The organism is Dyella sp., from assembly GCF_035685885.1.
Lineage (GTDB): Bacteria > Pseudomonadota > Gammaproteobacteria > Xanthomonadales > Rhodanobacteraceae > Dyella.
Window position 1 is genome coordinate 25008 of sequence record NZ_DASRZX010000007.1, and the last position, 25591, is coordinate 50598.

General features: G+C 64.3%; 25 protein-coding genes. 10 read left to right on the forward strand and 15 right to left on the reverse strand.

Annotation, left to right across the window (positions count from 1 at the left end; genetic code table 11):
• Positions 1 to 127 precede the first annotated feature (127 nt).
• Positions 128 to 2119: an LTA synthase family protein gene (locus VFG49_RS01365; RefSeq protein ID WP_324857630.1), complete on the forward strand. Its 1992-nt coding sequence runs from the start codon at positions 128 to 130 to the stop codon at positions 2117 to 2119.
• A 9-nt stretch (positions 2120 to 2128) separates the two neighbouring features.
• Here the strand turns inward: VFG49_RS01365 and VFG49_RS01370 are convergent, their stop codons facing one another.
• The 3 genes from VFG49_RS01370 to VFG49_RS01380 all read right to left on the reverse strand — a co-directional run bounded on the left by VFG49_RS01370 (position 2129) and on the right by VFG49_RS01380 (position 7021).
• Positions 2129 to 3472, reverse strand: coding sequence for a hypothetical protein (locus tag VFG49_RS01370; RefSeq protein ID WP_324857632.1), 1344 nt, complete (start codon positions 3470 to 3472; stop codon positions 2129 to 2131).
• Between the two features lie 62 nt (positions 3473 to 3534).
• The gene (locus VFG49_RS01375) at positions 3535 to 4728 is read right to left on the reverse strand and encodes a class I SAM-dependent methyltransferase (protein WP_324857634.1); all 1194 of its coding nucleotides are present in this window, start codon (positions 4726 to 4728) and stop codon (positions 3535 to 3537) included.
• Between the two features lie 100 nt (positions 4729 to 4828).
• Positions 4829 to 7021, reverse strand: a complete 2193-nt coding sequence (locus VFG49_RS01380; protein ID WP_324857636.1) for a TonB-dependent receptor — start codon at positions 7019 to 7021, stop codon at positions 4829 to 4831.
• A gap of 189 nt (positions 7022 to 7210) precedes the next feature.
• Here VFG49_RS01380 and VFG49_RS01385 point away from each other — a divergent pair, with 189 nt between their 5' ends.
• Positions 7211 to 7843, forward strand: a complete 633-nt coding sequence (locus VFG49_RS01385) for a hypothetical protein (protein WP_324857638.1) — start codon at positions 7211 to 7213, stop codon at positions 7841 to 7843.
• Between the two features lie 58 nt (positions 7844 to 7901).
• Complete coding sequence (locus tag VFG49_RS01390) at positions 7902 to 8648, forward strand: pteridine reductase (RefSeq protein ID WP_324857640.1); 747 nt, start codon at positions 7902 to 7904, stop codon at positions 8646 to 8648.
• A 123-nt stretch (positions 8649 to 8771) separates the two neighbouring features.
• Here VFG49_RS01390 and VFG49_RS01395 read toward each other — a convergent pair whose 3' ends face one another.
• The 3 genes from VFG49_RS01395 to folB all read right to left on the reverse strand — a co-directional run bounded on the left by VFG49_RS01395 (position 8772) and on the right by folB (position 10564).
• The gene (locus tag VFG49_RS01395; RefSeq protein WP_324857642.1) at positions 8772 to 9629 is read right to left on the reverse strand and encodes a DUF6159 family protein; all 858 of its coding nucleotides are present in this window, start codon (positions 9627 to 9629) and stop codon (positions 8772 to 8774) included.
• Between the two features lie 90 nt (positions 9630 to 9719).
• Positions 9720 to 10202 (reverse strand): 2-amino-4-hydroxy-6-hydroxymethyldihydropteridine diphosphokinase, encoded by a 483-nt coding sequence (folK, locus tag VFG49_RS01400; protein WP_324857644.1) that lies wholly within the window; start codon positions 10200 to 10202, stop codon positions 9720 to 9722.
• A gap of 2 nt (positions 10203 to 10204) precedes the next feature.
• The gene (gene folB / locus VFG49_RS01405) at positions 10205 to 10564 is read right to left on the reverse strand and encodes a dihydroneopterin aldolase (RefSeq protein ID WP_324857646.1); all 360 of its coding nucleotides are present in this window, start codon (positions 10562 to 10564) and stop codon (positions 10205 to 10207) included.
• Between the two features lie 203 nt (positions 10565 to 10767).
• Here folB and VFG49_RS01410 point away from each other — a divergent pair, with 203 nt between their 5' ends.
• Positions 10768 to 11517, forward strand: a complete 750-nt coding sequence (locus VFG49_RS01410) for a hypothetical protein (protein ID WP_324857648.1) — start codon at positions 10768 to 10770, stop codon at positions 11515 to 11517.
• Between the two features lie 83 nt (positions 11518 to 11600).
• Here the strand turns inward: VFG49_RS01410 and tsaD are convergent, their stop codons facing one another.
• On the reverse strand, positions 11601 to 12665 hold the full coding sequence (tsaD, locus tag VFG49_RS01415; RefSeq protein WP_324857714.1) for a tRNA (adenosine(37)-N6)-threonylcarbamoyltransferase complex transferase subunit TsaD: 1065 nt from the start codon (positions 12663 to 12665) through the stop codon (positions 11601 to 11603).
• Positions 12666 to 12750: 85 nt separating this feature from the next.
• Between tsaD and rpsU the strand changes: the two genes are divergently transcribed.
• From rpsU to VFG49_RS01430, 3 genes are all read left to right on the forward strand, one after another.
• Positions 12751 to 12966 (forward strand): 30S ribosomal protein S21, encoded by a 216-nt coding sequence (gene rpsU / locus VFG49_RS01420; RefSeq protein WP_014404075.1) that lies wholly within the window; start codon positions 12751 to 12753, stop codon positions 12964 to 12966.
• A gap of 166 nt (positions 12967 to 13132) precedes the next feature.
• Positions 13133 to 13579: a GatB/YqeY domain-containing protein gene (locus VFG49_RS01425; RefSeq protein ID WP_324857656.1), complete on the forward strand. Its 447-nt coding sequence runs from the start codon at positions 13133 to 13135 to the stop codon at positions 13577 to 13579.
• A gap of 180 nt (positions 13580 to 13759) precedes the next feature.
• The gene (locus VFG49_RS01430) at positions 13760 to 13930 is read left to right on the forward strand and encodes a DUF1328 domain-containing protein (RefSeq protein ID WP_324857658.1); all 171 of its coding nucleotides are present in this window, start codon (positions 13760 to 13762) and stop codon (positions 13928 to 13930) included.
• A gap of 6 nt (positions 13931 to 13936) precedes the next feature.
• On the opposite strand, the gene VFG49_RS01435 is transcribed toward VFG49_RS01430, so the two are convergent.
• Positions 13937 to 14593 (reverse strand): N-acetyltransferase, encoded by a 657-nt coding sequence (locus tag VFG49_RS01435; protein ID WP_324857660.1) that lies wholly within the window; start codon positions 14591 to 14593, stop codon positions 13937 to 13939.
• Positions 14594 to 14741: 148 nt separating this feature from the next.
• Between VFG49_RS01435 and dnaG the strand changes: the two genes are divergently transcribed.
• On the forward strand, positions 14742 to 16472 hold the full coding sequence (gene dnaG / locus VFG49_RS01440; protein WP_324857662.1) for a DNA primase: 1731 nt from the start codon (positions 14742 to 14744) through the stop codon (positions 16470 to 16472).
• A 218-nt stretch (positions 16473 to 16690) separates the two neighbouring features.
• Complete coding sequence (locus VFG49_RS01445) at positions 16691 to 17311, forward strand: DedA family protein (RefSeq protein ID WP_324857664.1); 621 nt, start codon at positions 16691 to 16693, stop codon at positions 17309 to 17311.
• Positions 17312 to 17346: 35 nt separating this feature from the next.
• Here VFG49_RS01445 and mgtA read toward each other — a convergent pair whose 3' ends face one another.
• The 6 genes from mgtA to VFG49_RS01475 all read right to left on the reverse strand — a co-directional run bounded on the left by mgtA (position 17347) and on the right by VFG49_RS01475 (position 24183).
• Positions 17347 to 20019 carry a magnesium-translocating P-type ATPase gene (gene mgtA / locus VFG49_RS01450; protein ID WP_324857666.1) on the reverse strand — a complete coding sequence of 891 codons (2673 nt, stop codon included), beginning with the start codon at positions 20017 to 20019 and terminating at the stop codon, positions 17347 to 17349.
• Between the two features lie 165 nt (positions 20020 to 20184).
• Positions 20185 to 20415: a hypothetical protein gene (locus VFG49_RS01455; RefSeq protein ID WP_324857668.1), complete on the reverse strand. Its 231-nt coding sequence runs from the start codon at positions 20413 to 20415 to the stop codon at positions 20185 to 20187.
• Positions 20416 to 20803: 388 nt separating this feature from the next.
• Positions 20804 to 21712, reverse strand: a complete 909-nt coding sequence (gene cyoE, locus VFG49_RS01460; RefSeq protein WP_324857670.1) for a heme o synthase — start codon at positions 21710 to 21712, stop codon at positions 20804 to 20806.
• Between the two features lie 2 nt (positions 21713 to 21714).
• Entirely contained in the window at positions 21715 to 22878 is a 1164-nt protein-coding gene (locus tag VFG49_RS01465) for a COX15/CtaA family protein (protein WP_324857672.1), read from the reverse strand.
• Positions 22878 to 23447: a hypothetical protein gene (locus VFG49_RS01470; RefSeq protein ID WP_324857674.1), complete on the reverse strand. Its 570-nt coding sequence runs from the start codon at positions 23445 to 23447 to the stop codon at positions 22878 to 22880. Before VFG49_RS01470 ends, VFG49_RS01465 begins: the two co-directional genes overlap by 1 nt.
• Positions 23434 to 24183: an SURF1 family protein gene (locus VFG49_RS01475; protein ID WP_324857676.1), complete on the reverse strand. Its 750-nt coding sequence runs from the start codon at positions 24181 to 24183 to the stop codon at positions 23434 to 23436. The genes VFG49_RS01470 and VFG49_RS01475 overlap by 14 nt, the downstream gene beginning before the upstream one ends.
• 59 nt (positions 24184 to 24242) lie before the next feature.
• Here VFG49_RS01475 and VFG49_RS01480 point away from each other — a divergent pair, with 59 nt between their 5' ends.
• Positions 24243 to 24458, forward strand: coding sequence for a twin transmembrane helix small protein (locus tag VFG49_RS01480; RefSeq protein ID WP_324857678.1), 216 nt, complete (start codon positions 24243 to 24245; stop codon positions 24456 to 24458).
• Positions 24459 to 24697: 239 nt separating this feature from the next.
• Here VFG49_RS01480 and VFG49_RS01485 read toward each other — a convergent pair whose 3' ends face one another.
• Positions 24698 to 25585, reverse strand: coding sequence for a cytochrome c oxidase subunit 3 (locus VFG49_RS01485; protein ID WP_324857680.1), 888 nt, complete (start codon positions 25583 to 25585; stop codon positions 24698 to 24700).
• Positions 25586 to 25591: the final 6 nt, after the last annotated feature.

Here is a 25591-nt window from a genome sequence, read left to right on the forward strand (position 1 = left end):
ACAGCCGTTTCTAAGGTTATGGGTTCACAATCGTCCGCGATGCCATGCGCCCCGCCCGGCGTGTATAAAGGCGGGCCGCTGTCGCCGGACCCACTGGCCTGGCGCCTTACTTTCACCGGAGCACTCCGTGCCGACTGCACTCAACTCGACCTCCCCGCTGCGCCAGCGCTTCCGCCCCCTCTGGTGGCTGGCCATCAGCTATGTGGTGATCGGCGCCATTACCCGCATCGCACTGCTGTCCATGTCAGGCGCCGGGGTGCCACACAACCCGCTGTACTGGGCCTACGCATTCGGCGTGGGCCTGGCCTACGACCTGGTGGCGTTCGTCTACCTTGCGTGGCCGCTCGTGCTCTATCTGTGGCTGATGCCGCAGCGCTTTTATGTCTCCCGCCCAGGGCAGTGGCTGCTGTATGCGGGCGGCGCAGTGCTGCTGTTCGGCCTGATGTTCGTGGGTGCTTCCGAACTGGTGTTCTGGGCCGAGTTCGGCACGCGCTTCAACTTCATTGCCGTGGACTATCTGGTCTACACCACCGAAGTGATCGGCAACATTCGCGAGTCCTATCCGCTGGGCACCTGGATCAGCCTGCTGGCGCTGGTGACGGTGCTGGTGGTGTGGTTCACCCGTCGCGGCCTACGCGCGGAAGACAGCGGGACACGGCTGCTCCAGCGCGGCAAGGTGGTGCTGGTGTGGCTGTTGATCACCGTGGTGACGGCGGTGGGCATCAAGGGCACCTTCAAGGACCGCACCGACAACGCCTACGTCAACGAGCTTTCCGGCAATGGCGTGTTCGAGTTCTTCGCCGCATTCCGCAGCAGCCACCTGGACTATTCGCGCTTCTACCGCACCCTGCCCGACGACGTCGCGTTCAAGCGCGTGCGCGAGCGGCTGCAGACGCCCGATGCCACCTTCGTCAGCGATGATCCGCGCGACCTCACCCGCGAGATCCGTCACGCAGGGCCGGAGAAGCATCTCAACGTGGTGCTGATCAGCGTGGAGAGCTTCTCGGCGGACTTCATGGCGGAGTTCGGCGACAAGCGTGGCATCACGCCCAACCTCGATGCCCTGATCAACCAGAGCATGTTCTTCGACAACCTCTATGCCAACGGCACGCGCACGGTGCGCGGCCTGGAAGCGCTATCGCTGTCCGTGCCGCCCACGCCAGGCGATTCCATCGTGAAGGCGCACAACAACGAGAACCTGTTCTCCGCGGCCAACGTCTTCAATGACCGCGGCTACCAGTCGGATTTTGTCTACGGTGGCTACGGCTACTTCGACAACATGAACTACTTCTTCGCGCACAACGGCTATCGCGCGGTGGACCGCAACGACATCGGCAAAGGCGAGACCATCCATCACGAGAACGTGTGGGGCGTGGCCGACGAGGATCTCTACACGCTGTCGCTCAAGCAGATGGACGAGGCCCATGCGCAGGGCAAGCCATTCTTCCTGCACATCATGACCACCTCCAACCACCGTCCGTTCACGGTACCGGCCAATCGCGTGCCGCAGAAGAACGGCACGCGCGAGGCGGCCGTGGCGTACACCGACTGGTCCATCGCCGATTTCATCAAACGCGCGCAGTCCAAGCCGTACTTCGACGATACGGTGTTCGTGATCACCGCCGACCACTGCGCCTCCAGCGCGGGCCGCACCAGCGTGCCGATCAACCGCTATCACATCCCGCTGTGGATCTACGCGCCCAAGCACATCCAGCCGCAGCGCGTGAGCCGGCAGATGGCGCAGATCGACATCATCCCCACGGTGATGGGCCTGCTCAACTTCAGCTACCGCAGCCGCTTCTTCGGTGCCGACCTGTTCCAGCTTGAACCCGGCCGCGAACGTGCTTTCCCCGCCACCTACGAAAAGCTCGGCTACCTGCACGGCGACGTGCTGACCGTGCTGGAACCGCAGCGCAAGCTGGAGCAGGTCCGTCCCAACTTCGACAACGGCGATGCCGTGCCGAATACGCCCGTGGACCAGACCCAGGTGGACGACGCCACGGCCTACTATCAGGTGGCCGCTTACCTCTTCAAGCATGGGTTGATGGTGAAGCGTGCGGATGATGGGAAGCCGGTGCAGCAGGCCGTTACGCCGGAACCCGCAAAGGCGGCAAATTGAGCGTTGCCCTCAGCGGGTGCGGACGATCTTCAAGTCGCCCTGAGAGGTGATGAGGTAATCACTCGCCTCGTCACCGCTCACCAGTTGCACGCGCCCACCGATGGCAACGCCCTGGTAGCCAGGGATGTCAAAAGTGAGCCGCTCATAGATCCATCGGTCTTTTTCAACTTCCGGTCGCAGGCGCACGATCGAGGTGGAGGCTTTTACGGCCTGCGCCAGAGCCGGGGAGAAATGCGATTGCTTGACGCCAATGTCGTGCGTACTGCGCACGATGTTGACGCCATGCCAAACGCAAAACAGGGCGTATATCGCCACGATCACTCTAGATACCCGCGGCATCTCGCGCCAGGCAAGCGCCACCACGCCGGCGGTAACCGCGGCAAACCCGTAGCCATATTGATTGGCTGCGCCGCCAAGCAACAGCACCGGCCCGAGGGCGGCAGCCCCACCAAGCACGAACGCCGCAACCCAACGCCATCCGACGCGCCACAGCGCGGCGACCAGCAAGAGCCAGCCCACGCAGGCCATCTGAATCTGCTGGCTGCCAAAGCCTTTCTGCAGAAAATCGCCTGCACCAAGGCGGGATGTGAGCACAGGGAACAGCTGGTACTCCAGCCAGCGCACGGGTATCGACGCAAAGCTCCACTGGTAGATCGAGCCCGTGGTTGCTTTCGAGAAGAGGATGCTGCCCAAGCGCAAGGCGAGATAGATGGCCACGGGGGCGCCAGCGGCGAACATGGCGATTCCCCATGCGCGTTGTCTTCCCGAAAACCACCACGCAAGAAGGACAAGCACGGGAATGACGATGGCCGCTTCCTTGGACAGCAAGGCGACGGTCGTCAATGCGGACACGATGGCAACGATGACCCATGCACGACGCGCATGCATGGCGACCAAGCCAATGGACAGGGCACAGCTCAGCCAGATGAGATCGGCAATCGTGCCTACCCAGCCATGTATGTAGCTCGCGTAGGGCCCGAGTGCGAACACCAGGGCGCCCAGCAGGGCGATGTGAAATTCCGCGCCTGCACGCCGCAGCAGCTGCGCCAGCAGGCCTGTGTTGATGGCGCCCCACATCACCAGCACCGCATGGAACGCGTAGGGATGCTCAAACAGGTGGCGCGACAGCACCATCCATAGCGAGAACGTCAGTGGTCGATACTGGAAGGCATGAATGTCGCCCCACAATCCATTGCCGAAGAATCCACCGGGTGAATGCGTGGCGTAATAAGCCCATTGCAGCTCGTCATGGCTGAGATAGCCTGGATTGAAGATCAGCGGCGACTGCAAAAGCAGCACGCCCAGCACGGCAAGGACAAACAGCGTCCATGGTTTGTTGGTGATCACATCCATCGCAGACTTGCTTCCTTCAAGGAAATCCTGGCGAGACTGTCGGGCGCCCCATGGGCGATCGCCTAAAGCCTATCCCCCTGGTCCGCCTCCAGCAGTTCCGCCGGGAGCGGGACGACATCCATGTTCCGTGCAAACAGCATGGCCTGGAAGCGTTCGCCCATCTGATCGGGCATGGTGAGTTTCTTTACTTCCTGAGCGAGGCGATAGCGCGCCGCTTCGTCGGGTGCCGCTTCGTAAGCCTGCTCGAACGCCGCCTGCAATCCGCTGCCGATGAGGAACTGCGCCTGCGGCATGTAGCCGGCCACGCCAAAGCCCGCACTGTTGCCGGCCTCGGCCAGCGCAGTGAAGTCGACGGAGGCAGTGAGGTCGTTGAGGCCAGGCAGGTAGAACGGGTCATTGTGCGAGCGGTGGCGGTAATAGGCGCGCAAGGTGCCGTCGTTGCGTTCGGGCAGGTAGAACTCGCGGCGCACGTAGCCATAGTCGATGAAGAGCATCAGCCCGGCACGCAGCGAGCCGCCGATGGCCTGCATCCAGTACGGCAATTGGGGCAGTACTTCGGAACGGTAGCCGTTGGCGAATTCCGTTTCGATGTCGCGCTCCACATGGCGCACCGCCCCCGACACCAGCGCGTCGGCAGGACGATCCACGCGCATCAGTCGACCTTCGCCGTCCAGTGCAACGTATTCCTCGTAGACCTCGCCGTCGCGCAGCGCGAAACGCGTGGTGGGCAATGCGTCGATCACCTCATTGGCGAACAGCACGCCTTGCCAGTCCTGTTCCGGCGGGCGATCGAGCCATTGCACGCGCGCGAAGATGTCGGCAGGCAACGCCGTCGCAAGTCGCTCCCGCTGACGCTCGCGCAGGTCGGCGCTGGGTTCGAGGATGTAATAGTGGCCCGGCAGAGAGCTGGCCTCTGCAAACGCCTTCAGCGCCGCTTCGGCGAATGCACCGCTGCCGCCGCCAAGCTCAAGGAAGTCCGCGTCGCTGCCGAGCAATGCCAACACCGGGTAGGTCGCGTTCACCACGCAACGGGCGAACAGCTCGCCCAGCTCCGGCGCGGTGATGAAATCGCCTGCTTCACCGAACTTGGTCTTGCCCGCGCTGTAGTAGCCAAGGCCCGGCGCGTACAGGCAGCGCTCCATGTACTGGGAGAACGGCATCGCGCCATGCGAGGCGATTTCCTCGCGCAGGTGCGTCAGCAGCCGGTCGGAATGGGCGCGTTCGTCGGCGCTCGGTTCGGGAAGTTGGGAAGACATGCGCGTAGGCCAGGCAGGAAACGCGCAAAGAATAACGCATGCCCCGCCGCAGCCTCGGGGGAGGGAGACCGGCTGCGGCGGGGCATCGGCCCAGCGGGGCTTAGAAGCTGAAATCCTTCTGCACGGTCAGGTACAGCCCGCGCCGCGGCGCGAACTGCGGCGCGCCCACGCCAACGCCCGTGCCGTCGCGCAATTCATAGGTGCGATCCAGCGCATTGATCAGCGCCAGTTGCGTCTTCAGCTTACCGAGGCTGCCTACGTTGAAGTCGTGCGCCACGTTGAGGTTCAGCTGGAAGTAGTACGGCAGCGAGGCACCGTTGGGCACACCACTATCCTTGCGCAGGCCGCTGCCGAAGAGGTAGTCGGCACCCACGCGCGTGGCTTCGCTGAACGAGTAGGTGATGCCACCGGACGAGGCCAGCTTCTGGTCGTGGTCGAGATGGATCCAGTTGTCGTAGATGTACGCCAGCTCGTCTTCGTCGAAGTTGTACTGACCGGTGATCACGCGCTTGCCCATGGCCCGGCTGAACGAAAGATTGAAGTACGCCGAGACGGGACCGTTGTCGTAGTTGACGGTGAGTTCCGCGCCCCGGATGCGGCCAAAGTCGTAGTTGAAGTTGGAGTAGATCAGCGCCGCGCCGAACTGGCCTTCGTCCTGCAAGCGGCTCACCTTGCGGTAGTAGCCGTCCAGACCCACGGTGAGGCTGGAACCAAACTGCTGCTGGATGCCGAGATCGAAATAGTCCGAGCGCTCCGACAGCGGAAGATTGTTGCCGCCGCTCGGCAGCTCATTGGTGGTTCCGTTGAAGCGGGCAATGTTGCTGTCGTCGATCACTTCGGTCGCCGGCGGCGTGAAGTAACGCGAGTAGCCCGCATGGATCGTGGTGCTGTCGGTCGCCTGGTACACCACGCCAAGGCGCGGGCTCAGCTGGCTCTCGGTGCGGAACAATTCGTAGCGGTCGCCACGCACGCCGTAGTTCACCGTCCACTTGTCGCCGATGCTCCATTCGTCCTGCAGGTAGGCCGACCAGGTGCGCGCCAGCAGGTTGGTGGCATCGTAGATGCCGATCGGCGTGGTGCTGGCCTGCGAACCATCCGGATTGGCCGGGAACACCAGCGAGTTGTTGCTGATGTTGCCGCGCTCGAACTCACCGTAGATGCCGTAGCGCAAGGTGTGGCTGTCGCCCAGCGGCGTGGCGAAATCCGCCTGCAGCGTGCTGGCGCGGTTGGAGCGATTGATGGTGGAGGCAACGCCATTGAACATCAGATCGCCCACTTCGTCGGGCAGGAAGTTCACTGTGCTGTAGCGCTGGCCCAGCGACATCTGGTAGTTCGTCTTGCCCCACTTGCCCTGCAGCGAGAGCACGCCAAAACGCGTCTGCTCCTTCTGCCGCTCGTTGAGGTCGGCCGAGTTGAAATCCGTCTGGTCGAGGTAACCGAACTGCGGCTCCTGGTTGGGATTGTTTGGAATCTCGAAGCGGTTGTTGGTCGCGCCGAACATGAAGCTGATGCGCGTGTCGTTGTTGATCAGGTAGGAGATATCGCCAAAGCCCTTCACCTGGTTGGTGTGGTCGTGGATGGGCGTGCGGCTGGACGTCGGGTTTTCGATGCCGACATCGTTCTCCAGATAGTTGGCCGTGACGAACCAGCTCCAGCGATCGCTGCTGCCCCATAGCGAGGCGTTGGGGTTGAGCGTGCCGAACGAACCACCCGTGATGCCGATACTGCCGCCGTTGCCCAGGTCGTGGCCGCTCTTGGTGTCGATATCCACCACGGCGGCGGTGCGCAGGCCGTACTGCGCCGGCAGCGCGCCATCGAGCAGTTTCACGCTCTGGATCGTGCGTGCGTCCAGCGTCTGGCCGAAACCGGAGATCGACTCGGGAATGATCACACCGTTGATGCGGTACTGCAGGTTCGCGTGGTCGCCGCGCACATGCAGGCCGCCGTAGGAATCCTGCACCACGCCCGGCGCCTGCAGGATCACCTGGTTGAGTGGCGTCGAGTCGCCCAGCGGCAACTGCTGGATCGCCTTCTGGTCGATCACGTACTGGCTGCTGCCGGTATCGGGCGACAACGAATTGCGCGACTGGTCGAGCGCCGCGCTGACATCCACGGCGCCAAGCTGCTTCACCTTGGGCTTGTTGCGGGCGCTGGTCGTGTCGGCATCGTTGCCGTCACTGGCAGCGCTGGTGGCGACGGTGCTGGTATCCGGCGTCGGGCTGGTTTGGGCAAAGGCGGCAGGGACGGCGCCCAGCGCGACAGCGAGGCTCAGGGCAAGCAGGGAACGTTTCATGAGGTTTCCGGTGGGGCGGCGTTGTTATTTCGATATGTTATAACATTGCCACTGCCGCCGGGGCCACGCCTGCCCCAAAAGTCATGGTCCGCCGCGCCCTCCAGCGCACCCACCGCAAGATCAGCCCACCTTCACGGCGTGCGCCTAGACTGCCCCCATCGACTCCTCGCCTCGTGTAGCCCTGGAATCATGAGCAAACCCTCGTCCCAGCTTCCGGCCGTCATCACGGACCACAGTCGCGTCACCCAGGCGATCCTCGACTTCGTGAGCCAGATCCCCGACAGCGATGTGGCGGGCGCCCGGGACCCGGAGAAGGAAGCGCAGCGCCTGGCCACGCGCGCGGCGCAACGAGCAGGGCTGACGGCCGGCTCGCTGGCGCTGCCGCCGGGTCCGCTGGGCTGGCTGACCGTGCTGCCGGAACTGATCGCCATCTGGAAGATCCAGGCGCAGATGGTCAGCGACATCGCCGCCGCCTACGGCAAGCACTCGGACCTGGGCCGCGAGCAGATGTTGTGGTGTCTGTTCCGCCATACCGCCGCGCAGGCGTTCCGCGACCTGGTGGTGCGCGTGGGCGATCGCCTGCTGTTCCGGCGCCTCAGCTACAGCGTGGCCGAACGCATCGCCAAGACCGTGGGCATCAAGGTGACCCAACGCGCGGTCGGCCAGGGCATCAGCCGCTGGCTACCGGTGGTCGGCGCCATGGGCGTGGGCGCCTACGCGTACTACGACACCGGGCAGGTCGCGCGCACGGCCATCGCCATGTTCAGCTCGCCCATCGAGACCGAGCAGACCGACATGGAAACGGCGACGCCCGCGGGGTGACGTTGCCGATGCTTTGCGGCAAGCTCGCGGTCCAGTCGCGTCACGCAGGAGCCCACGCATGAGTCCACGCCACGAGCGTCCTGTCGTCCTCATCACCGGCGCCGGCAAGCGCGTCGGCGCAGTCATCGCGCGCACCCTGCATGCGGGCGGCTACGACCTCGCCCTGCACTACCGCCACTCCGCTGCGGACGCTGAACTGCTCACCGCCTCGCTGGAGCGTCAACGCGCCAACAGCACGTTCACGGTGCAGGCGGAACTCGCCGACGTCGAGGCACTGCCCTCCCTGGTCCAGCGCGTGCTGGATCGATTTGGACGTCTGGACGGCCTGGTCAACAACGCGTCCGCCTTTTATCCAACGCCGGTGGGAACCGCAACCGTCCCGCAGTGGAACGAGCTGTTCGCGTCGAATGCGCAGGCACCCTTTTTCCTCTCGCAGGCCGCCACGCCCGCCCTGCGCGAAACGCATGGCGCGATCGTCAACCTGGTGGACATCTACGCGGAACGCCCGCTGGCAAATCATGCCGTGTACTGCATGGCCAAGGCGGCGCTGGCGGCGATGACACATGCACTCGCGCTGGACCTTGGCCCGGATGTGCGCGTCAACGGTGTTGCGCCAGGCGCCGTGATGTGGCCCAGCGACGGCAAACCCTACGACGACCAGCAGGCGATGCTGGCGCGCACGCCACTGAAGCGGGCCGGCGCACCGGAGGACGTAGCGGGCGCCGTGCTGTGGCTGCTGCGTGATGCGCCATTCGTGACGGGACAGATCATCCGCGTCGATGGCGGGCGCACGCTGTCGGTGTGATTGCGCACCGGCGCGCTGGCTTGGTGTTGCAAAGCGTCCGCTATCTAGGCCCGCCGCGCACAGGGCGCGCCCCACAGAACGAAAGATGGTGCGTCGCGCAAAACACGAGCGCACCGTCGCAGCTTACTTCTTGGGCTTGAACGCCTGCTCCAGCATCGCCTGGTCGAAGCCATAGCCGACCTGTCCTTCCTCGGCATAGCGATACAGCGCCGCCGCATAAATGCCCTGCAACGACGCCTGGACCAGCCCGATCAGCGTCAGGCTGACGGCCACCACGGCGAAGGCCACCACAATGGCGGCGATCGACTGCGTGGCGAACGCGCCGACGATCAGGCCGAAGCACACGATCATCGCCAGGAACATCAGCAGGCCAAACACCACGCCCAGACCCGCGTTACCGATGATGTTCTCGCCCCAGGTGCGCTTGAGCAGTTCCGTGCTGCGCTTGATCGCCTCGGTGGGACCAACGTCCTGGCTTGCCAGCACCGGCACCACAAGGAAGGTCGCCACCGTCCACGCCAGGCCGAGGAAACCGGCGACGAGGCGTCCAATCAGGCCCAGGCGCTCCTGCAACGCGCGCAGCAGCAAGCCGACCGTCGCCGCGATCAACGCATAGCCGAAGATGTTGACGATGCGCGCACGCGCCAGCGCAAAACCCGCCGCGAAGCTGGTGGGCTCGCCGCGCAGACGCATCAGCGCGGCACCGGCGAGTGCTGTGTTGAAGAAGATGATGACGAAGTACTGCGCCAGGTAGAACAGGAACAGCGCGAGATAGCCGCCCGCGGAAAAGGCGCGCTCGTGTGGACCGACCTCGCCGTGGGTTGCCGCGAAGGCAAATCCGATGGGGATGAGGAAACTGGCCGCCACCAGCAGGCAGCAAATGCTCGAAGCCAGCGGAAACATCAACAGGGATTTGTCCGACCGCAACACCGCGGCGCTCGCCTTCATCAGGCTCCAACTGCGCGAAAACCGACCTGCCATGACAACCTCCTTGTGATGGATGCGGATTTCTAGCATCCGGGCGTTACCCGCGACAGTGCCCACGCCAGGCTCCGCGAAAATCGGCAGGCCTCAGAGCGCCTCGACCACCAATGGTTCGCTCTCCGCCGGGAACGCCGCCCACAGTTCCGCCATGGTGCGGCCATTCACTGGATGCACCAGCGTGGGCGCGATATCGGTCATGGGCTTTAGCACGAAGGCGTGCTGGAGTTCCTTGCGTGGAATATCCAGATGGCCCTCGCCCTTCTGCACGAGGTCGCCGAACAACACGATGTCCACGTCCAGCGTGCGGTCGGAAAAACGCGGCACGTCGCGGCGGCGGCCATGGCGATCTTCCAGCGCATGCAGCCACACGTTGAGTGCCTCGGGCGAGAGATCGGTGTCCATGCCCACGGCGAGGTTGATGAAGTCCGCGCCATCGAAACCCACCGATTTGCTGCGATAGGCCGGCGACACCGACAGCACACCGAAACGCGCGCGCAGTTCGTCGAGCGCAGCACGAAGATAACGATGCGGCTCGAGATTGGAGCCCAGGCTCAGGTAGACGCGGACCATCGCTATTGGGGGCGCGTGCCGCGCTCGATGCGCACACCGACGGCCTTGGCGCCGCGCACGGCGCCGGGCTTGGACAGCTTCAACCGCACCCATGACACGCCGAACTCTTCGCGAATGATTCCCGCGCAACGTTCCGCCAGCGTCTCCACGAGGCCGAAGCTGGAGGTGCCCACATAGTCGATCAGACGCTTGGACACGTCCTTGTAGTTGAGCGTGTGCGCGATGTCATCGCTGGCAGCCGGCACGGTGTTGTCAAACGCCATCTCGATGTCGAACGACAGCGTCTGGCGCACGCGGCGCTCCCAGTCGTAGATGCCGATGACGGCATCGATGCGCAGGTCTTCGATGAAAACGATATCCATGGAAAGCAGTGGTCCGACCTTGGGTGTGGCGCGGCGAAAGGCCGCCGTTGAACGCCTTTGCCGGCTTATTGTAACGGGGGTTTTCCCTTACATGACGGCGGGCAACTCCGTAGAGGCGTGAACCGTAAACTGCTTGGTTCGCGGCGACGACCGCGAGCGACGGCAACCACCTCGGCCGCCGCCTCGACGCATAGGGATATCACATGTCTTTTCTGAACAGGGTCGACCTCCTCTACGGGAATCTCATCCGCCTGCTGACCGCGTTGCTCACGGTGGCGTTGTTGGCCCTCGCAGTCATGGCGTGCTTCAACTGGCAACGACTCACCGCCATGGAAGAGGTTGACACCAGCACGCAGCCGCAGACGCCACCCAAAATCGCCACGGAAGACGTGGTCAAGCACACCGTTGCCTCGCAGACGGATTCCGTACCCGATCCCATCGGCGCGAATGATCCCCATCGCGCCGCCTACGATCGCATCGGCAAGGCCCTGGAAACGTTCGCACGCAAGCACGACATCTGCGCGGACGAATTCCAGGCCGAGTCACTGCTTTCGACCATCCATGCCAACGTCGACTTCCAGGACACCGACGCACTGAAGGCCGCGTATGCCAATGGCCTGGCCGATACCTTCGAGCGCGCGCTCTCCGACCCCAGGATCGAGGCGCTGCTGCCCAGGCCGGCGGATCAGAAAGAGGAGCGTTCCTTTGGCTATCCCGATGCCCGGGGCGTTGTCGTCGATATGATCAACCAGTACGACACCCTCTTCTCGCAATCGCTTGCAGCGACCAGCGCTACCCACGGTTACCTGGATAAAAAGGACAGGCAGGATGCGGCATGGCGCTCGCTGGCACGTATCGGCGGCCCGATGCTGCTGCTGGTTGTCGTCTTGCAGCTGCTGACCTTCGGTCGCATCGAGCAAAACACGCGGCGACTGGACAGCCCCAGGGCATGAAAGAAGAGAGAGCCGCCCCGTGGGCGGCTCTCTTCCATGCGCGAAGCGGTTCGGCCTGCTGCCGACCACCACGCCGCCGCAGATCACATGGCCGGCGGCAACGTCTCCAGATCCCAGCGCGGAAACACCTGCACCGATGCATCCTGGTGCTGGCCGTGGGCGAGGCGAATGGCACCGGCCAGGGCGATCATGGCGCCGTTGTCGGTACAGAACGCCAACCGCGGAAAATAGACCTTGAAGCCGTCCTTTTCGCCGGCTGCCGCCAGCTCCGCGCGCAGGCGTCTGTTGGCACCCACGCCGCCGGCGATCACCAGACGCTTCGCCCCGCTGGCTTCCAGCGCACGGCGGCACTTGATGATCATGGTGTCGACGATGGCTTCCTCGAACGCGCGGGCCACGTCGGCGCGGGTCTGCTCGCTCTGGTCGGACTGCTGCCAGGCCAGCAGCACCTGGGTCTTGAGTCCGGAGAAGCTGAAATCCAGGCCGGGTCGGTCGGTCATCGGCCGGGAAAAGCGGAATATCCCGGGACGACCTTGCTCGGCCAGCTTTGCGAGCGCGGGGCCGCCGGGATACGGCAGGCCCATCAGCTTGGCGGTCTTGTCGAAGGCCTCACCAGCGGCATCGTCCAGGGTGTCGCCCAGGATGCGGTATTCGCCGATGCCCTTCACTTCCACCAGCATGGAATGGCCGCCCGACACCAGCAGGGCCACGAATGGCGGCTTCGGCGGGTCTTCTTCCAGCAGCGGCGCCAGCAGATGGCCTTCCATGTGGTGCACGCCGATGGCCGGAACACCCAGTGCCCAGGCCATGGCGCGGGCCGCGGAAGCCCCCACCAACAGGGCGCCGACCAGGCCCGGGCCAGCCGTATAGGCCACGCCGCCGAGGTCGGCCGGGGTCAGGCCCGCCTGCGCCAGCGCTTCGCGCACCAGCGGCAGCAGCTTGCGCACGTGGTCGCGACTGGCCAGCTCCGGAACCACGCCGCCGTAGTCAGCATGCAGCTTGATCTGGCTGTAAAGGGTATGTGAAAGCAGGCCGCTGCCCGGCGCGTCCGGTTCCCAGCGCAGCAGGGCCACGCCGGTCTCGTCACAGGACGTTTCGATGCCCAGTACCGGCTTATTTGCCGAAGGCTCGTATTGGGGCTTTGAAATTGCTGTCGTTTGCACGGTATACTTCGCGGCTCACCGTATTCATAACGGCCTGTCTAGGCGGGTCAGTCTAACACTTGGAGTTTCCATGCCCAGCGTAAAAGTCCGCGAGAACGAGCCGTTCGAGCTTGCCCTCCGCCGCTTCAAGCGCACCTGCGAAAAGGCCGGCGTCCTGGCCGAGACCCGCAAGCGCGAGTTCTACGAGAAGCCGACCCAGGAGCGTAAGCGCAAGCGTGCCGCCGCGGTGAAGCGTCACCTGCGCCGTCTCTCGCGCGACACGTCGCGTCGTACGCGCCTGTATTGAGCCTTCCCGTCCGCATCTGCGGACGATCCCGAGGCTCCGGCGCTTCCGCGCCGCATCAGGTAGCTTGGCAGCTGGCGCGTCCATCCGCTGCCGCTGACTTAGTAGACCTACACGAGCCGGCGTTGCCCAGAGCAACGCCGGCTTTGTGTGCTTCCAAGGAGATGACATGACTCTCAAGCAGCAGCTGACCGAAAACATGAAGTCCGCCATGCGTGGCGGCGACAAGCACCGCCTCGGCGTGGTCCGCCTGATCCTCGCCGAAATCCAGCGGCGCGAGGTGGATGAACGCATTGAACTGGATGACGTGCAGACGCTGGCCGTGCTGGAAAAGATGGTCAAGCAGCGCAAGGACTCCATCAGCCAGTACGACGCCGCCAACCGCCAGGACCTGGCCGACGTCGAGCGCGCCGAGATGACGGTGATCGAGGCCTATCTGCCGGCCAAGCTCACCGATGAGGAGCTCGACGCGCTGATCAGCGCCGCCATCGCCGAAACCGGCGCCTCCTCGCCGCGCGACATGGGCAAGGTGGTGGCCGTGGTGAAGGAAAAGGCCGCGGGCCGCGCCGACATGGGCGTGGCGTCGAACCGCATCAAGACCCGCCTGGCCAGCTGATCACGCCGTTTTCACGACAGCCCACGCGGGCTGTCTCGTGATGGCGTACACGGCCTCCAGGGCACCCTCTGCACGCCCGCCAAAGGGTTCCACTGCACCTTATTCACGTTTCTCTCCCTAAAACACGTCGCGTGGCCGGCGCCTTCTGCCAGCCCCCATCGACTTCAAAGGGAGAGAGTCATGCTCAAGTGGGCCATCATTTTCGCCATCGTCTCGCTGGTTACTGGCTGGATGGGTTTTGGCGGCGTCGCCGGCGTCACCGGCACCATCGCCAAGATCCTTTTCGCGATCTTCCTGATCCTGTTCCTGCTGGCCCTGCTGGCTGTGACCGGCATCTTCCATGCGGTCTGACGCAGGCTAGTCGAGCATGCGCTCCATGCGCCGATGATCGGGCACGCGGCTTCGCTCATTGGACAGCCGTGACCTGCGCTCGCCAGTGATCTTGAAACCCGCGCGCTGATAGAGCGACTCAGCGCGCGGGTTGCTGGCCGCGACATCGAGCGTCACCCGCCGCCGGCCCGCCTCGCGGCCCACCCCGATCAACTGGTCGATGAGCGCGCGGCCCACGCCATGCCCGCGCAATTCGGGCAGCACGCCCAGGTGAGCGAGGTAATGCATGTCGCCCTCGGGCGGCCGTATCACCGATTCCACGCGTAGCCCGCGCGAAACCACGCCGGGACTTTTGCGCCACCCGTAGTAGCCGAAGATCTGCCGGGCCGCGGCCAGCATGAATGGCCACTTGGCATCTGCACCGAAGCCCGCACCGACCGCCACCACGCGCTCCTCCACGGTGCCAACCCAGTGGTTGCGCCAGCCGAACTCGCCCGCGCCGTCCACGAAGCAATGATTGAGAAAATCCAGCGCATCGTCGCCTTCGCGTGTCGCGAAGACAAAGTCGAAGGCGGCGGGCCCGGAGCTGTAGATGAGCGGCACCGCCACGTCGGCATCGGCCGGCACGGCGGGGCGAAAGTGCACCTGCAGCCCTGGCCGCGCCATTCCGACGATCGTCCCCATGCTTGCTGTTCCCCTGGTCCGCAACGCGCGGCAATCGCAGCATAGAGCAAGGGCCCTACCCTGCAGCAGAGGGGATGACGCTCGCCCGTGGGGGCGGTAGCGGCCACGAGCGCTGCGGAACCGCTCCAGCCCTTACACTAGGCGCCTTATGCGCGGACGTATTCCCGACAGCTTCATTGACGAGTTGCTTGCCCGCGTCGACATCGTCGACGTGATCGAGCGGCGCGTGCCGCTGAAGAAAGCCGGACGCGAATGGACCGCCTGCTGTCCATTCCATAATGAGCGCACGCCGTCGTTCTATGTCAGCCCCGCCAAGCAGTTCTTCCATTGCTTCGGCTGCGGCGCGCACGGCAGCGCGGTGAAGTTCCTGATGGACTATGAGCGCCTGGAATTTCCCGATGCGGTGGAAGAACTGGCGCAGTCCGCCGGACTGACCGTGCCTCGCGAGGGCGGTGACGATCGTGCCCAGCGCGAGGACAAGACCGATCTCTACACCCTGCTCGACGACGCCGCCCGCTGGTATGAAAACGAGCTGCCCAAGAACAACGACGCGCAGGCGTATTGCAAGAAGCGTGGCCTCGATGCCGAGACCATCAAGCGCTTTCGCATCGGCTGGGCGCCCGCCGGTTTCGATGGCGTGATCAAGGCGCTGGGCGGCAGCGACAAGCGCATGCAATGGCTCAACGAAGCGGGCATGGTGGCCAGCAACGAGCGGGGCAACCGCTACGACCGCTTCCGCGAACGCCTGATGTTTCCCATCCTCGACCGCCGCGGCCGCGTGATCGCTTTCGGCGGAAGAGTGTTGCAGTCGGATCAGGGGCCCAAATACCTCAACTCGCCCGAAACCCCGCTGTTCCACAAGGGGCGCGAGTTGTTCGCCCTGTGGCAGGTGAAGCAGGCCAACCCGAGCCTCGCGCGCATCGTGGTGGTCGAGGGCTACATGGATGTCATCGCCATGCACCAGGCGGGCCTGCCGATCGCGGTGGCCACGCTGGGCACGGCCACGACGCCGGAGCACACCGAAGTGCTGTTCCGCGCGGCGCCCGACGTGGTGTTCTGCTTCGATGGCGACCGTGCCGGCCGCGCCGCCGCGTGGAAGGCACTGGAGTCGGCGCTGCCGCGGCTGCGCGACGGAAGGCAGGCGTACTTCCTGTTCCTGCCCGATGGCGAGGATCCGGACACGCTGATCCGCAAGGAAGGCAAGGACGGTTTCGAGAAACGCCTGAAAGCCGCGACGCCGCTCTCCGAATACTTCTTCGGCGAGCTCGCGCACGATGTCGACACGGCCAGCCTCGATGGCCGCGCACGCCTCGCCGAACGTGCGCGTCCGTTGATCGCGCGACTGCCGGACGGCGCCTTCCGCGACCTGATGGCACAGGAACTGGAGAAGCGCACCGGCGCGCGTGCGGTACTCGAAGCCGATGCCTCGCGCCGTCCGGTGCAACGCCCCATCGCCGTGCAACGCTCGCTGGTACGCAGCGCCATCGCTTTACTGCTGGCCCAGCCGGGCGTGGCGGACGATGTGCCGCGTCCCTACGGCTTCCTTCGCATGGACAAGCCGGGCGTCGAATTGCTGGCCGAACTGATTGACCTTGCGCGATCACGCCCCGGCATCAATCCCGCCATGCTGGTGGAACACTTCGCGGAACGCCCTGAATACAGCGCGCTGCAGAAACTGATGGCCGCCATGGTGGTGGGCGAGCAGGACGCGCAGCGCGCGGAATTCTTCGATGCATTGACGCGCATGGAACAGCAGGCCGTGGACCAGCGCCGCGACTGGCTGACCGCGAAAAGCCGCGAGGGCGCACTGGACAGCTCAGAAAAAGCCGAGCTGCGCGAACTGCTGGCCGCCCGCGTGGCACCGGTGAAGGCCGACTGAGTCCCGCTCCGGGAGCACGCGCGTCGCTGCCGCAAAGCCGCTGAAACAACGGCGTTCTAACCCATCAACCCGCAAGATGCGCGCTCGTCCCAGCCTCTTTCCCGTATGGGAACGGGCGCACGAAGGGTGCGTGCACTGCGACAAGCGTGCCGACGCCTTCCTATGGGATCATCGACCCCTCTTGAGAGGCATGGCGGCTGGCCTGGGCATGGACGTAGATGGAACTGCTTGAACGACTGGTGACCCTGTTCGCCGAAAACGGCTACCTCGCGGTGTTCGTCGCGTTGTTGCTGTGTGGCGCCGGTGCACCGCTGCCCGAGGACATCACCCTGGTCGCCGGTGGCGTCATCACCGGCCTGGGCTACGGCAACGTGCACGTGATGTTCGGCGTGGGCATGGCGGGCGTGCTGGTCGGCGATGCGGGCATGTTCCTGCTCGGACACCACTACGGCGCGCGCATCCGCCAATGGCGCCTGGTGGCGCGCGTGCTCACGCCTGAGCGGTACGCCAAGGTGCAGGAAAAATTCGAGCGCTATGGCAACCGCCTGATGTTCATCGCCCGCTTCCTGCCGGGCATGCGCACGGCAGTATTCATCACCGCCGGCTCCACCCACCGCGTGTCGTTCCTGCGCTTCTTCCTGCTCGATGGCAGCGCCGCGCTGATCAGCGTGCCGATCTGGGTCTATCTCGGTTACTTCGGCGCCAACAACCATGAGTGGCTGGCCACCTGGATCCATCGCGGGCAGAACGGCGCGTGGCTGCTGGCCGGCGTTATCGTGGCCATCCTGCTGGCACTGTGGTGGCGCCACAAGCACAAGCGGCGCTGCCAGGAAAACTAGGCGTCCCTCCCCTTCCGGAACGGGACGCCCGTGCGTTACAGCCAGCGACCGTAGCGTCGGATGTAAAGCGTCTTCACGATCTGTGTCAGCACGGCATAGGTCAATACCGTCAGCGCCACCCAGCCGAAGTACACCGACGGCAACGTCACGAAGCCGAACTTCGAACCAATGCTGGTGAACGGCAGCGCCAGGCCAATCAGGATGACGGCCGTGGTGAGCGCCAGCACCGGCGCCGCGGCAATGCTCTGCACGAACGGAATCTTGCGCGTACGGATCATGTGCACGATCAGCGTCTGCGTAAGCAGGCTCTCGATGAACCAGCCGGTCTGGAAGAAGGCCTGGTGTTCCGTCGAGTTCGCGCCGAACACGTGCCACAGCAGCCAATAGGTGGTGATGTCGAAGATCGAGCTGACAGGACCGATCCACACCATGAACCGGCCGATGTCGCTGGCGTCCCATTTGCGCGGCTTGCGCAGGTACTCCTCGTCCATGCGGTCGAACGGAATCGACAGCTGCGAGCCGTGGTAGAGCAGGTCCAGCACCAGCAACTGCAGCGGCAGCATCGGCAGGAACGGCAGGAACGCGCTTGCCACCAGCACCGAGAACATGTTGCCGAAGTTGGAACTGGCGGTCATCTTGATGTACTTGATGATGTTGCCGAAGGTCACGCGACCCTCGATCACACCCTCTTCAAGCACCATCAGGTTTTTTTCCAGCAGGATGATGTCCGCCGACTCCTTGGCGATGTCGGTGGCCGTATCCACCGAGATGCCGACATCGGCCTCGCGCAGCGCCGGCGCGTCGTTGATGCCATCGCCAAGGAAGCCCACGGTATGGCCCTGGCGCTGCAGCGACTTCACCACGCGCGCCTTTTGCAGCGGCGACATCTTGGCGAACACCGTGGTGCGCTTGACCAGCTCATCCAGCTCCTCGTCCGACAGCGGCTCAATGTGCTTGCCCTGCGCGGAGTGCTCCACGTCCAGGCCCACTTCACGGCAGATCTTGCGCGTCACCGCCTCGTTGTCGCCGGTGATCACCTTCACTTCAACGCCGTGGTGGTGCAGCGCCGCGATGGCGGTAGCCGCACTATCCTTCGGCGGATCGAGGAACGCGAGGCAGCCGATGGCCGTGAGGTTGGCCTCATCGGCGACACCGTAGGCGCGCCCTTGGGGCGGCTGATGCTTGATGGCCACGACCAGCACGCGCAAGCCATCCTCGTTGAGGTGGCGCGTCATCGCCTTGATGCGGGCGCGCTGCTCGTCGTCCATCGGCACGATCTCGTCGCCCGACTTGGCCTGGGAGCAGATGGAGAGCATTTCCTCCACTGCACCCTTGCACACCAGCAGTTCGTTGCCATTGTCGTTGGTGACCACCACCGACATGCGGCGGCGCTGGAAGTCGAACGGAATCTCGTCGACGATACGGAAATGCTGCGCCACCTCTTCCAGGTCGCGATGCTCCAGCACTGCCTTGTCCATCAGGTTCTTCAAACCCGTCTGGAATCGGCTGTTGAGGTAACCGAATTCGAGCGCCTCGTCGGACTCGTTGCCGTGCAGGTCGAGGTGACGCTCCAGCACGATCTTGTCCAGCGTCAGCGTGCCGGTCTTGTCCGTGCACAGCACGTCCATGGCGCCGAAGTTCTGGATCGCGTTGAGGCGCTTCACCACCACCTTGCGCTTGGACATCGCGATGGCGCCCTTGCCCAGGTTCGCCGTCACGATCAGCGGCAGCATTTCAGGCGTCAGGCCCACCGCCACCGACAGCGCGAACAGGAACGCCTGCAGCCAGTCGTGCTTGTCGAGGCCGTTGATGATGAAAACGATCGGCACCATCACCGCCATGAAGCGGATAAGCAGCCAGCTCACGCTCTTCACACCGCGGTCGAAGCTCGTCTGCACGCGCTGGCCCACAACGGAACGCGCGAGCGAACCCAGGTACGTCCGCCCACCGGTGGCGACGATCACCGCAGTCGCGGTACCACTGACCACGTTGGTGCCCATGTAGCACACGGTCGCCAGATCCAGCGGGTTGTCACCGTTGCCCGACCCCTCCAGCTCGTCGCCCGTATGGACGCGCGCTGGCGGCGCCTTTTCCACCGGCAGCGATTCGCCCGTGAGGATGGCCTGGCTGATGAACAGATCCTTCGCGGAAACCAGGCGCAGGTCCGCGGGTACCATGTCGCCCGCGGCGAGGTGCACGATATCGCCAGCCACCAGCTCGCCGACCGGCACTTCGATGCGCTCGCTGTGGCCATCGGAGGCGCGACGCGTGACCGTGGCGGTGTTGCGCACCATGGCCTTGAGCTTTTCAGCGGCCTTGGACGAACGGTATTCCTGGGTAAAGCTCAGGAACACGCTGATGCACACCATCACGCTGATGATGGTCGGCCCCGTAAGGTTGGTGCTATCGGTCGCCAGTTGGACGCCGGCGAGCACCAGCAACACCACGATGAACGGGTTCTTGAAGGCGTGAAGCAGCTGCTTCCACCACGCCGGCGGCCGCTCGTGCGATACCTCGTTGGCGCCATCGCGATCCAGGCGCTCGGCGATCTGGTCCGCGTTGAGACCGGCGGCACTGGTATCCAGCGCTGCGTAGAGGGCCTCGTTAGGGCGAAAGGCTTCCTGTGCCACGGCCACGCGCACAGGCGCAGCTGCGGCGACCTTGCCGGCCGCCTTGCCGGTGACGGTCTGGGTGGAGTGCTTCAACATGACTCGCTTCCGTGAAATCGGTGACATCTGGGCCGGACCAGCGAGCCGGGCGGGTATCCCGCGCGTGACGCTTAGACCTGCGCTACGGACTTCGTCGCAATCGACGCCACGGGACTGGCGGAGGCCAGCCCTTGCGGGGCAGCGCGGGGCGCGACAAAGCCTTCATCAGTGACTGGATACCAGCTGCAGATGACGATGAGCTTGCGGAGCGGCATGTTCCTGCTTGCGCGCGAGCTGATGGCCACGCGTAGCGTCCGAAAGGCGGTGGGCTTCGGACGACTCAGACGGCTGCGCCTGCCCCAGCGGGGCCGGCACGGTGATCGTCCAGGAACGGGAATCCGAACGGCGGCCCAGACGGGCGACACGCAGACGGAAAAAATCGCGAAGGAGCTTCATGGCCCTTTCTCCTCGTTAACGGCGCCGACGGCGCCGTCAGAGGTGGGCCGGTCTTCCCTAGTCCAGGAAAGCGCCAGCCGACCGCAGGCGGTCGCCGCAGCAGATCAGCTTGTTATGCAATGCCGGCACCCGATGCTCGCGGATGTCGACGTTGCGACTAGGGTAAACGTCCATATGCCTTGGGTTGATAGGACAGAGGCCACTGAGGGCGAAACGCGCCCGGCGGCGCATAAATTGTCTTGCTGCAGTGCGGGAGTGTCAACCCTATGGCATGGATTTGGGTGGCGAAAGTTGTTGCGTTCAGGGTCAGCACGAACATATCGCGCAGCAAGGTTGGCACCTCACCCCGACCCTGTCTCCGAAGGCGAGAGGGAGAAAAGACCCCGGGTCACGCCGAACGCTCGATCACTACGCCCTGATGCTGCACCAGCGGCTCCATCACCCAATGGTCCACCAGCAGGAACGCAAACAGCGCCATCAGGTACACAATGGAATAGTTGAACACCTTCATCGCGAAGAACTCATCCGGCGGATTCAGCAGGCGGATCGCGTAATACAGGAAGCCCAGGCCCAGCACCGCGGCACCACCGAGATAAACCATGCCGCTGTAACCCGTCAGCGCCGGCAACAACGTCACCAGTACCAGCAGGATCGTATAGAAGAGCACGTGCCAGCGCGTGAACACCACGCCGTGCGTCACCGGCAACATAGGCACCTGGGCGCGCGAATAGTCGTCGCGACGGAAGATGGCCAGCGCCCAGAAATGCGGTGGCGTCCACACGAAGATGATCAGGCACAGCTGCAGCGCGAACGGATGCAGCGATCCGGTGACTGACGTCCATCCCAGCACCGGCGGAATGGCGCCGGCCAGGCCACCGATCACGATGTTCTGCGGCGTGGCGCGCTTGAGGTAAGCGGTATAGATCACCGCATAGCCGATCAAACCGCCAAAGGTCAGCAAGGCGGTCAGCGGATTCACCAGCACGACAAGGACGACCATGGACAGCGCGCCGAGCGCCAGCGCAAACGTGAGCACCTGGACCGGCTTCAGGTGTCCCGTGGCAAGCGGACGATGCGCCGTGCGTGCCATCACCTTGTCGATGCGCTGGTCGATCAGGTGATTGAACGCAGCTGCTGAACCCGAGGCCATCCAGATGCCAAGCGTGCCAAACACCAGCGCGCGCCAAGGTGGAATGCCCGGCACCGCGAGAAACATACCGATGACGGCGCAGAACACCAGCAGCGCGACGACACGCGGCTTGGTCAGCTCCATGTATTCGTGGAAACGGCTCGTCATCGTCAGCGCCCGAGGGAAAGGAACATCGCGTCGTCATGACGCTTTTGCGTACGCGCCAGCGTCGCCAGCAACGTGAACAGCAACAGCGCGGCCACGCCATTGTGCAACGTCGCCACCGGCAACGGCAGGCCGAAATGCACGTTGCTGATGCCCAGCAGCACCTGGGTGACCAGCACCACGGCAATAGAGAGGCCCTGCGACCGCAGTCCACGGCGGGACACACGATGGGACAGCCACGCCAGGTAGCAGAACACCACCAGCGCGCCGATGCGATGGGCGATCTGGATCGCACTACGCGCGGCCATGTCGAGCACACCACCCTCGTAGTTCACACCGACGCCGCGCCACAGCACGAAGCCTTCGCGGAAATCGGTGGGCGGCATCCATTGGCCCAGGCACTTGGGAAAATCCGTGCCGCACGCCAGCGCCGCGTAATTGGAAGAAGTCCAACCGCCCAGCGCAATCTGCGCCAGCAGTAGCACGATCCCGAACACCACCGCCCTGCGCAAGCCGGCGTAGCTGTCGTCCTGCGCGGCGATGCCACCGAAACGCAGCGCCGCATAGGCAAGCAATGCGAACGTGGCGATGCCGCCCATCAAGTGGCCCATGACCACGATGGGCTTGAGCAGCAAGGTTACCGTCCACATGCCAAGCATGGCCTGGAACACCACCACTGACAGCGCCAGCACACTGATGCGCCACGCGCCCGGCCGGTGCATCCTGATCGCGCAGATCAACGGCAGTCCGATCGCCACGATCGACAACAGCAACGACCAGTGATGTTCACCGCGTATGTACATGCCCACGCCTATCGCCGCGCAGACCGCGCCCACGATGACGGCGTAGCGCGCCCAGCGGTCACGCCAGCTGGCGATCAATGCCAGCGCGAGCACGAGCGTGCCCAGCGTACCGGCGAGGAAACGGTGCACCTGCTCGCGCCACGCCTTGTGCGTTTCGTACGGACGATCCGGGAAGGCCTGGTTGGCCTGCGCAATCTCGTGCTGTTGCTCGGGCCAGGCGGCGCGTCCGTAGCAGGTCGGCCAGTCGGGACACGAAAGCCCGGCGTTGGACAGGCGCACGAAGGCACCGAACATCACCACGCCAAAGGCGAACACCGCGGCGAGCAGCGCGAGTCCGCGCAGCACCTTGGAGGAACGGGCGGTCATCAGCGGATCACCTTCTGCAGATCCTTGCGCAAGCCGGAAGGATCGAAACCTGCGGGATACAGCGACAACGCGGTGCCGTCGGATTCGACCAGCAGTGCACTTACGCTGTCCGGTTCAGACGGGCGGAACGCGGCCAGCGCGTCCATGTCGTCATGGCCCAGCTGCCAATAGCTCGCCATGCCGCTGTCCTTCGCATCCGCGGGCGGCTGGCCCACGTAAAGCAACCGCAGACGCGGAGCGTTGCGATTGAGCGTGATGCGGGCGGCCGCCATCTTGGTCAGCGTCTCCAGGCAACGGGCAGCGCATCCGGGACCGGCGAGCGCCATCAACGTGAGCTGCGGCTCGCTTGACCGCCATGCCCACGGCTTGCCGTCGGCCAGCGTGACCTGCAGCTGTTCCGTCGCGAAGTTGCGCTGCGGCGTCACCGCGAGCCCATTCGCCTTGCCAGAAGGCTGCCAGCCAGTGGCCGTGAGCGTGATCGCGGCGATGATGGGTGCGGCAAACACCAGCATGATCAACAGCAGTTTCAGTCGGCTCGCGCGCAGCGCGGCGGGTTCAGGCTTGCTCATGGTGTGTCCGGATTTTCGAAGGGCGGCGTCGATGCAGCACAAGCAGGATCACCACCGCCGCCACGGCAAAAGTGAACCACTGGAAAGCGTAGGCGCGATGGCGGGCAGGAGGCATCGCGGAAAAATCGATGGTGTGTTCGCGCACGTAGATCGACGTGGGGTCGGCATCCATCGCTAGCACCTGCGGATAAACCGTAGCGCCGAGATCGGCGGCGATTTGCGGCAGCTCGAGATAGACCGTGGTCTTGGGCCAGTGCACCTGACGAGCGAGGGCATTGCCACCCATCTCGAAACCGACGCCCGGTGCCGGCACATACAGGCCCTGCAGCGTCTGCTTGCCCGTGGGCAGCGCTGGCAGTTGCGGCGGCTGGTCGGTGCCGTTGCCGGGCAGGAAGCCGAGATCCACCAGCAGCAGACGCTTGCCGCCAAGTGGACGGAAAGGCGCATAGACTTCCACACCGCCGCGCTGGTCATGCTTGGGGTTGTCGAGCAGATAGAGCTTGCCGGCGATGTATTCGCCTTCGACGCGCACGCGCGCAAACGCATTGATGGGGGGCTTTGCGGCCACCGCGGCGAAGTCGCGCGGCGACTCGTTTTCCGCTGCGGCATACCGTCGCAGAATGACTTCCTTCTCGTCCGCGCGGTGCAGCTGCCACACGCCCAAACGTATGAACAGCAAGGCACCTGCCACCGTGAGCAGCAAGGCAAACCACGAAGGGCGGCGCAGCCACTTCACGCAGTGGCACCACGCACGACCGCTATACTGCGGATGTCAAAAACGTTCGGACCAATCACGTGGAAACCATCTACAAATATGCGCTGGTGATCCTGCTGCTGGTGGTGCTGTTCAACCTTGGTCAGGCCCTGTATTTCATGATGACCGACAAGGACGGCAGCAAGCGCACGGTGTGGGCGTTGACCCGCCGCATCGGTCTGTCGATCCTGCTCATCCTGATGGTCGTACTCGGCATCTGGATGGGCTGGCTGCACCCGCACGGCGTGGGGCAGTAATTGTAGCGTCACGACGTAGACAGCGCTTCGTCGCGCACGCGGTTTCCCCGAAGGCCCGCCACTGGCGGGCCTTTGTTTTGGGGCGAGGCCCTTCCCTGTAGGAGCGCACCCAGTGCGCGAAAAGCCGACGGAGCGGTGACGCCGTTGCTCCGCGATCGCGCACTGGGTGCGCTCCTACAAAGTCTCGGCACAAAAAAGCCCGCCTTCCGGCGGGCCTTTTGCTGCGACGCGCAAGCGCCTCAGAGGATGTAGACGAACATGAAGAGGCCCAGCCACACCACGTCGACGAAGTGCCAGTACCACGCCACGGCCTCGAAGCCGAAATGGTGGTCCTTGCTGAAGTGGCCCTTGGCCACGCGCAGCCAGATGATCGCCAGCATGATGGTGCCCAGCGTCACGTGCATGCCGTGGAAGCCGGTGAGCATGAAGAAGGTCGAGCCGTAGACACCGCTCTGCAGCGTCAGGTTGAGCTCCTTGTAGGCTTCCATGTACTCGTGCGCCTGGAAGTACAGGAACGTCGCGCCGAGCAACACGGTGAGCGCCAGGAACACCAGAATCTTGCCGCGATGACCCACCTTCAGCGCGTGATGCGCGATGGTGATGGTGACGCTGGAAGTCAGCAGGATCAGCGTGTTGAGAAGCGGCAGGCCCCACGGCGCGACGGTCTGGAAATCACCGCCGATACGTTCCGGACCACCGCCGCCGTTGGCGCCCCACGAAGCGGAGTAGTCGTTCCACAGGAACTGGTGGGTCAGCACGCCATGTCCTTCGCCACCGAGCCACGGCACCGCGAACATGCGGGCGTAGAACAAGGCGCCGAAGAACGCGCCGAAGAACATCACTTCGGAGAAGATGAACCACATCATGCCCATGCGGAACGAGCGGTCCACCTGGCTGTTGTAGCTGCCGGCGAGCGACTCGCGGATCACCGAACGGAACCAGCCGAAGAACATCAGCAGGATGCCGACGAAGCCAACGGTGAGTACCGTCTTGCCGAAGCTTGCCTCACCCGGAGGCGCGTTGAGCCAGTGCGCGGCACCGAACACGGTGACGAACATGACGACCGCGGCCACGATGGGCCAATAGCTCTTGGTCGGTACGAAATAAGCGCCTTGCTGCTGACCCATGGTGCG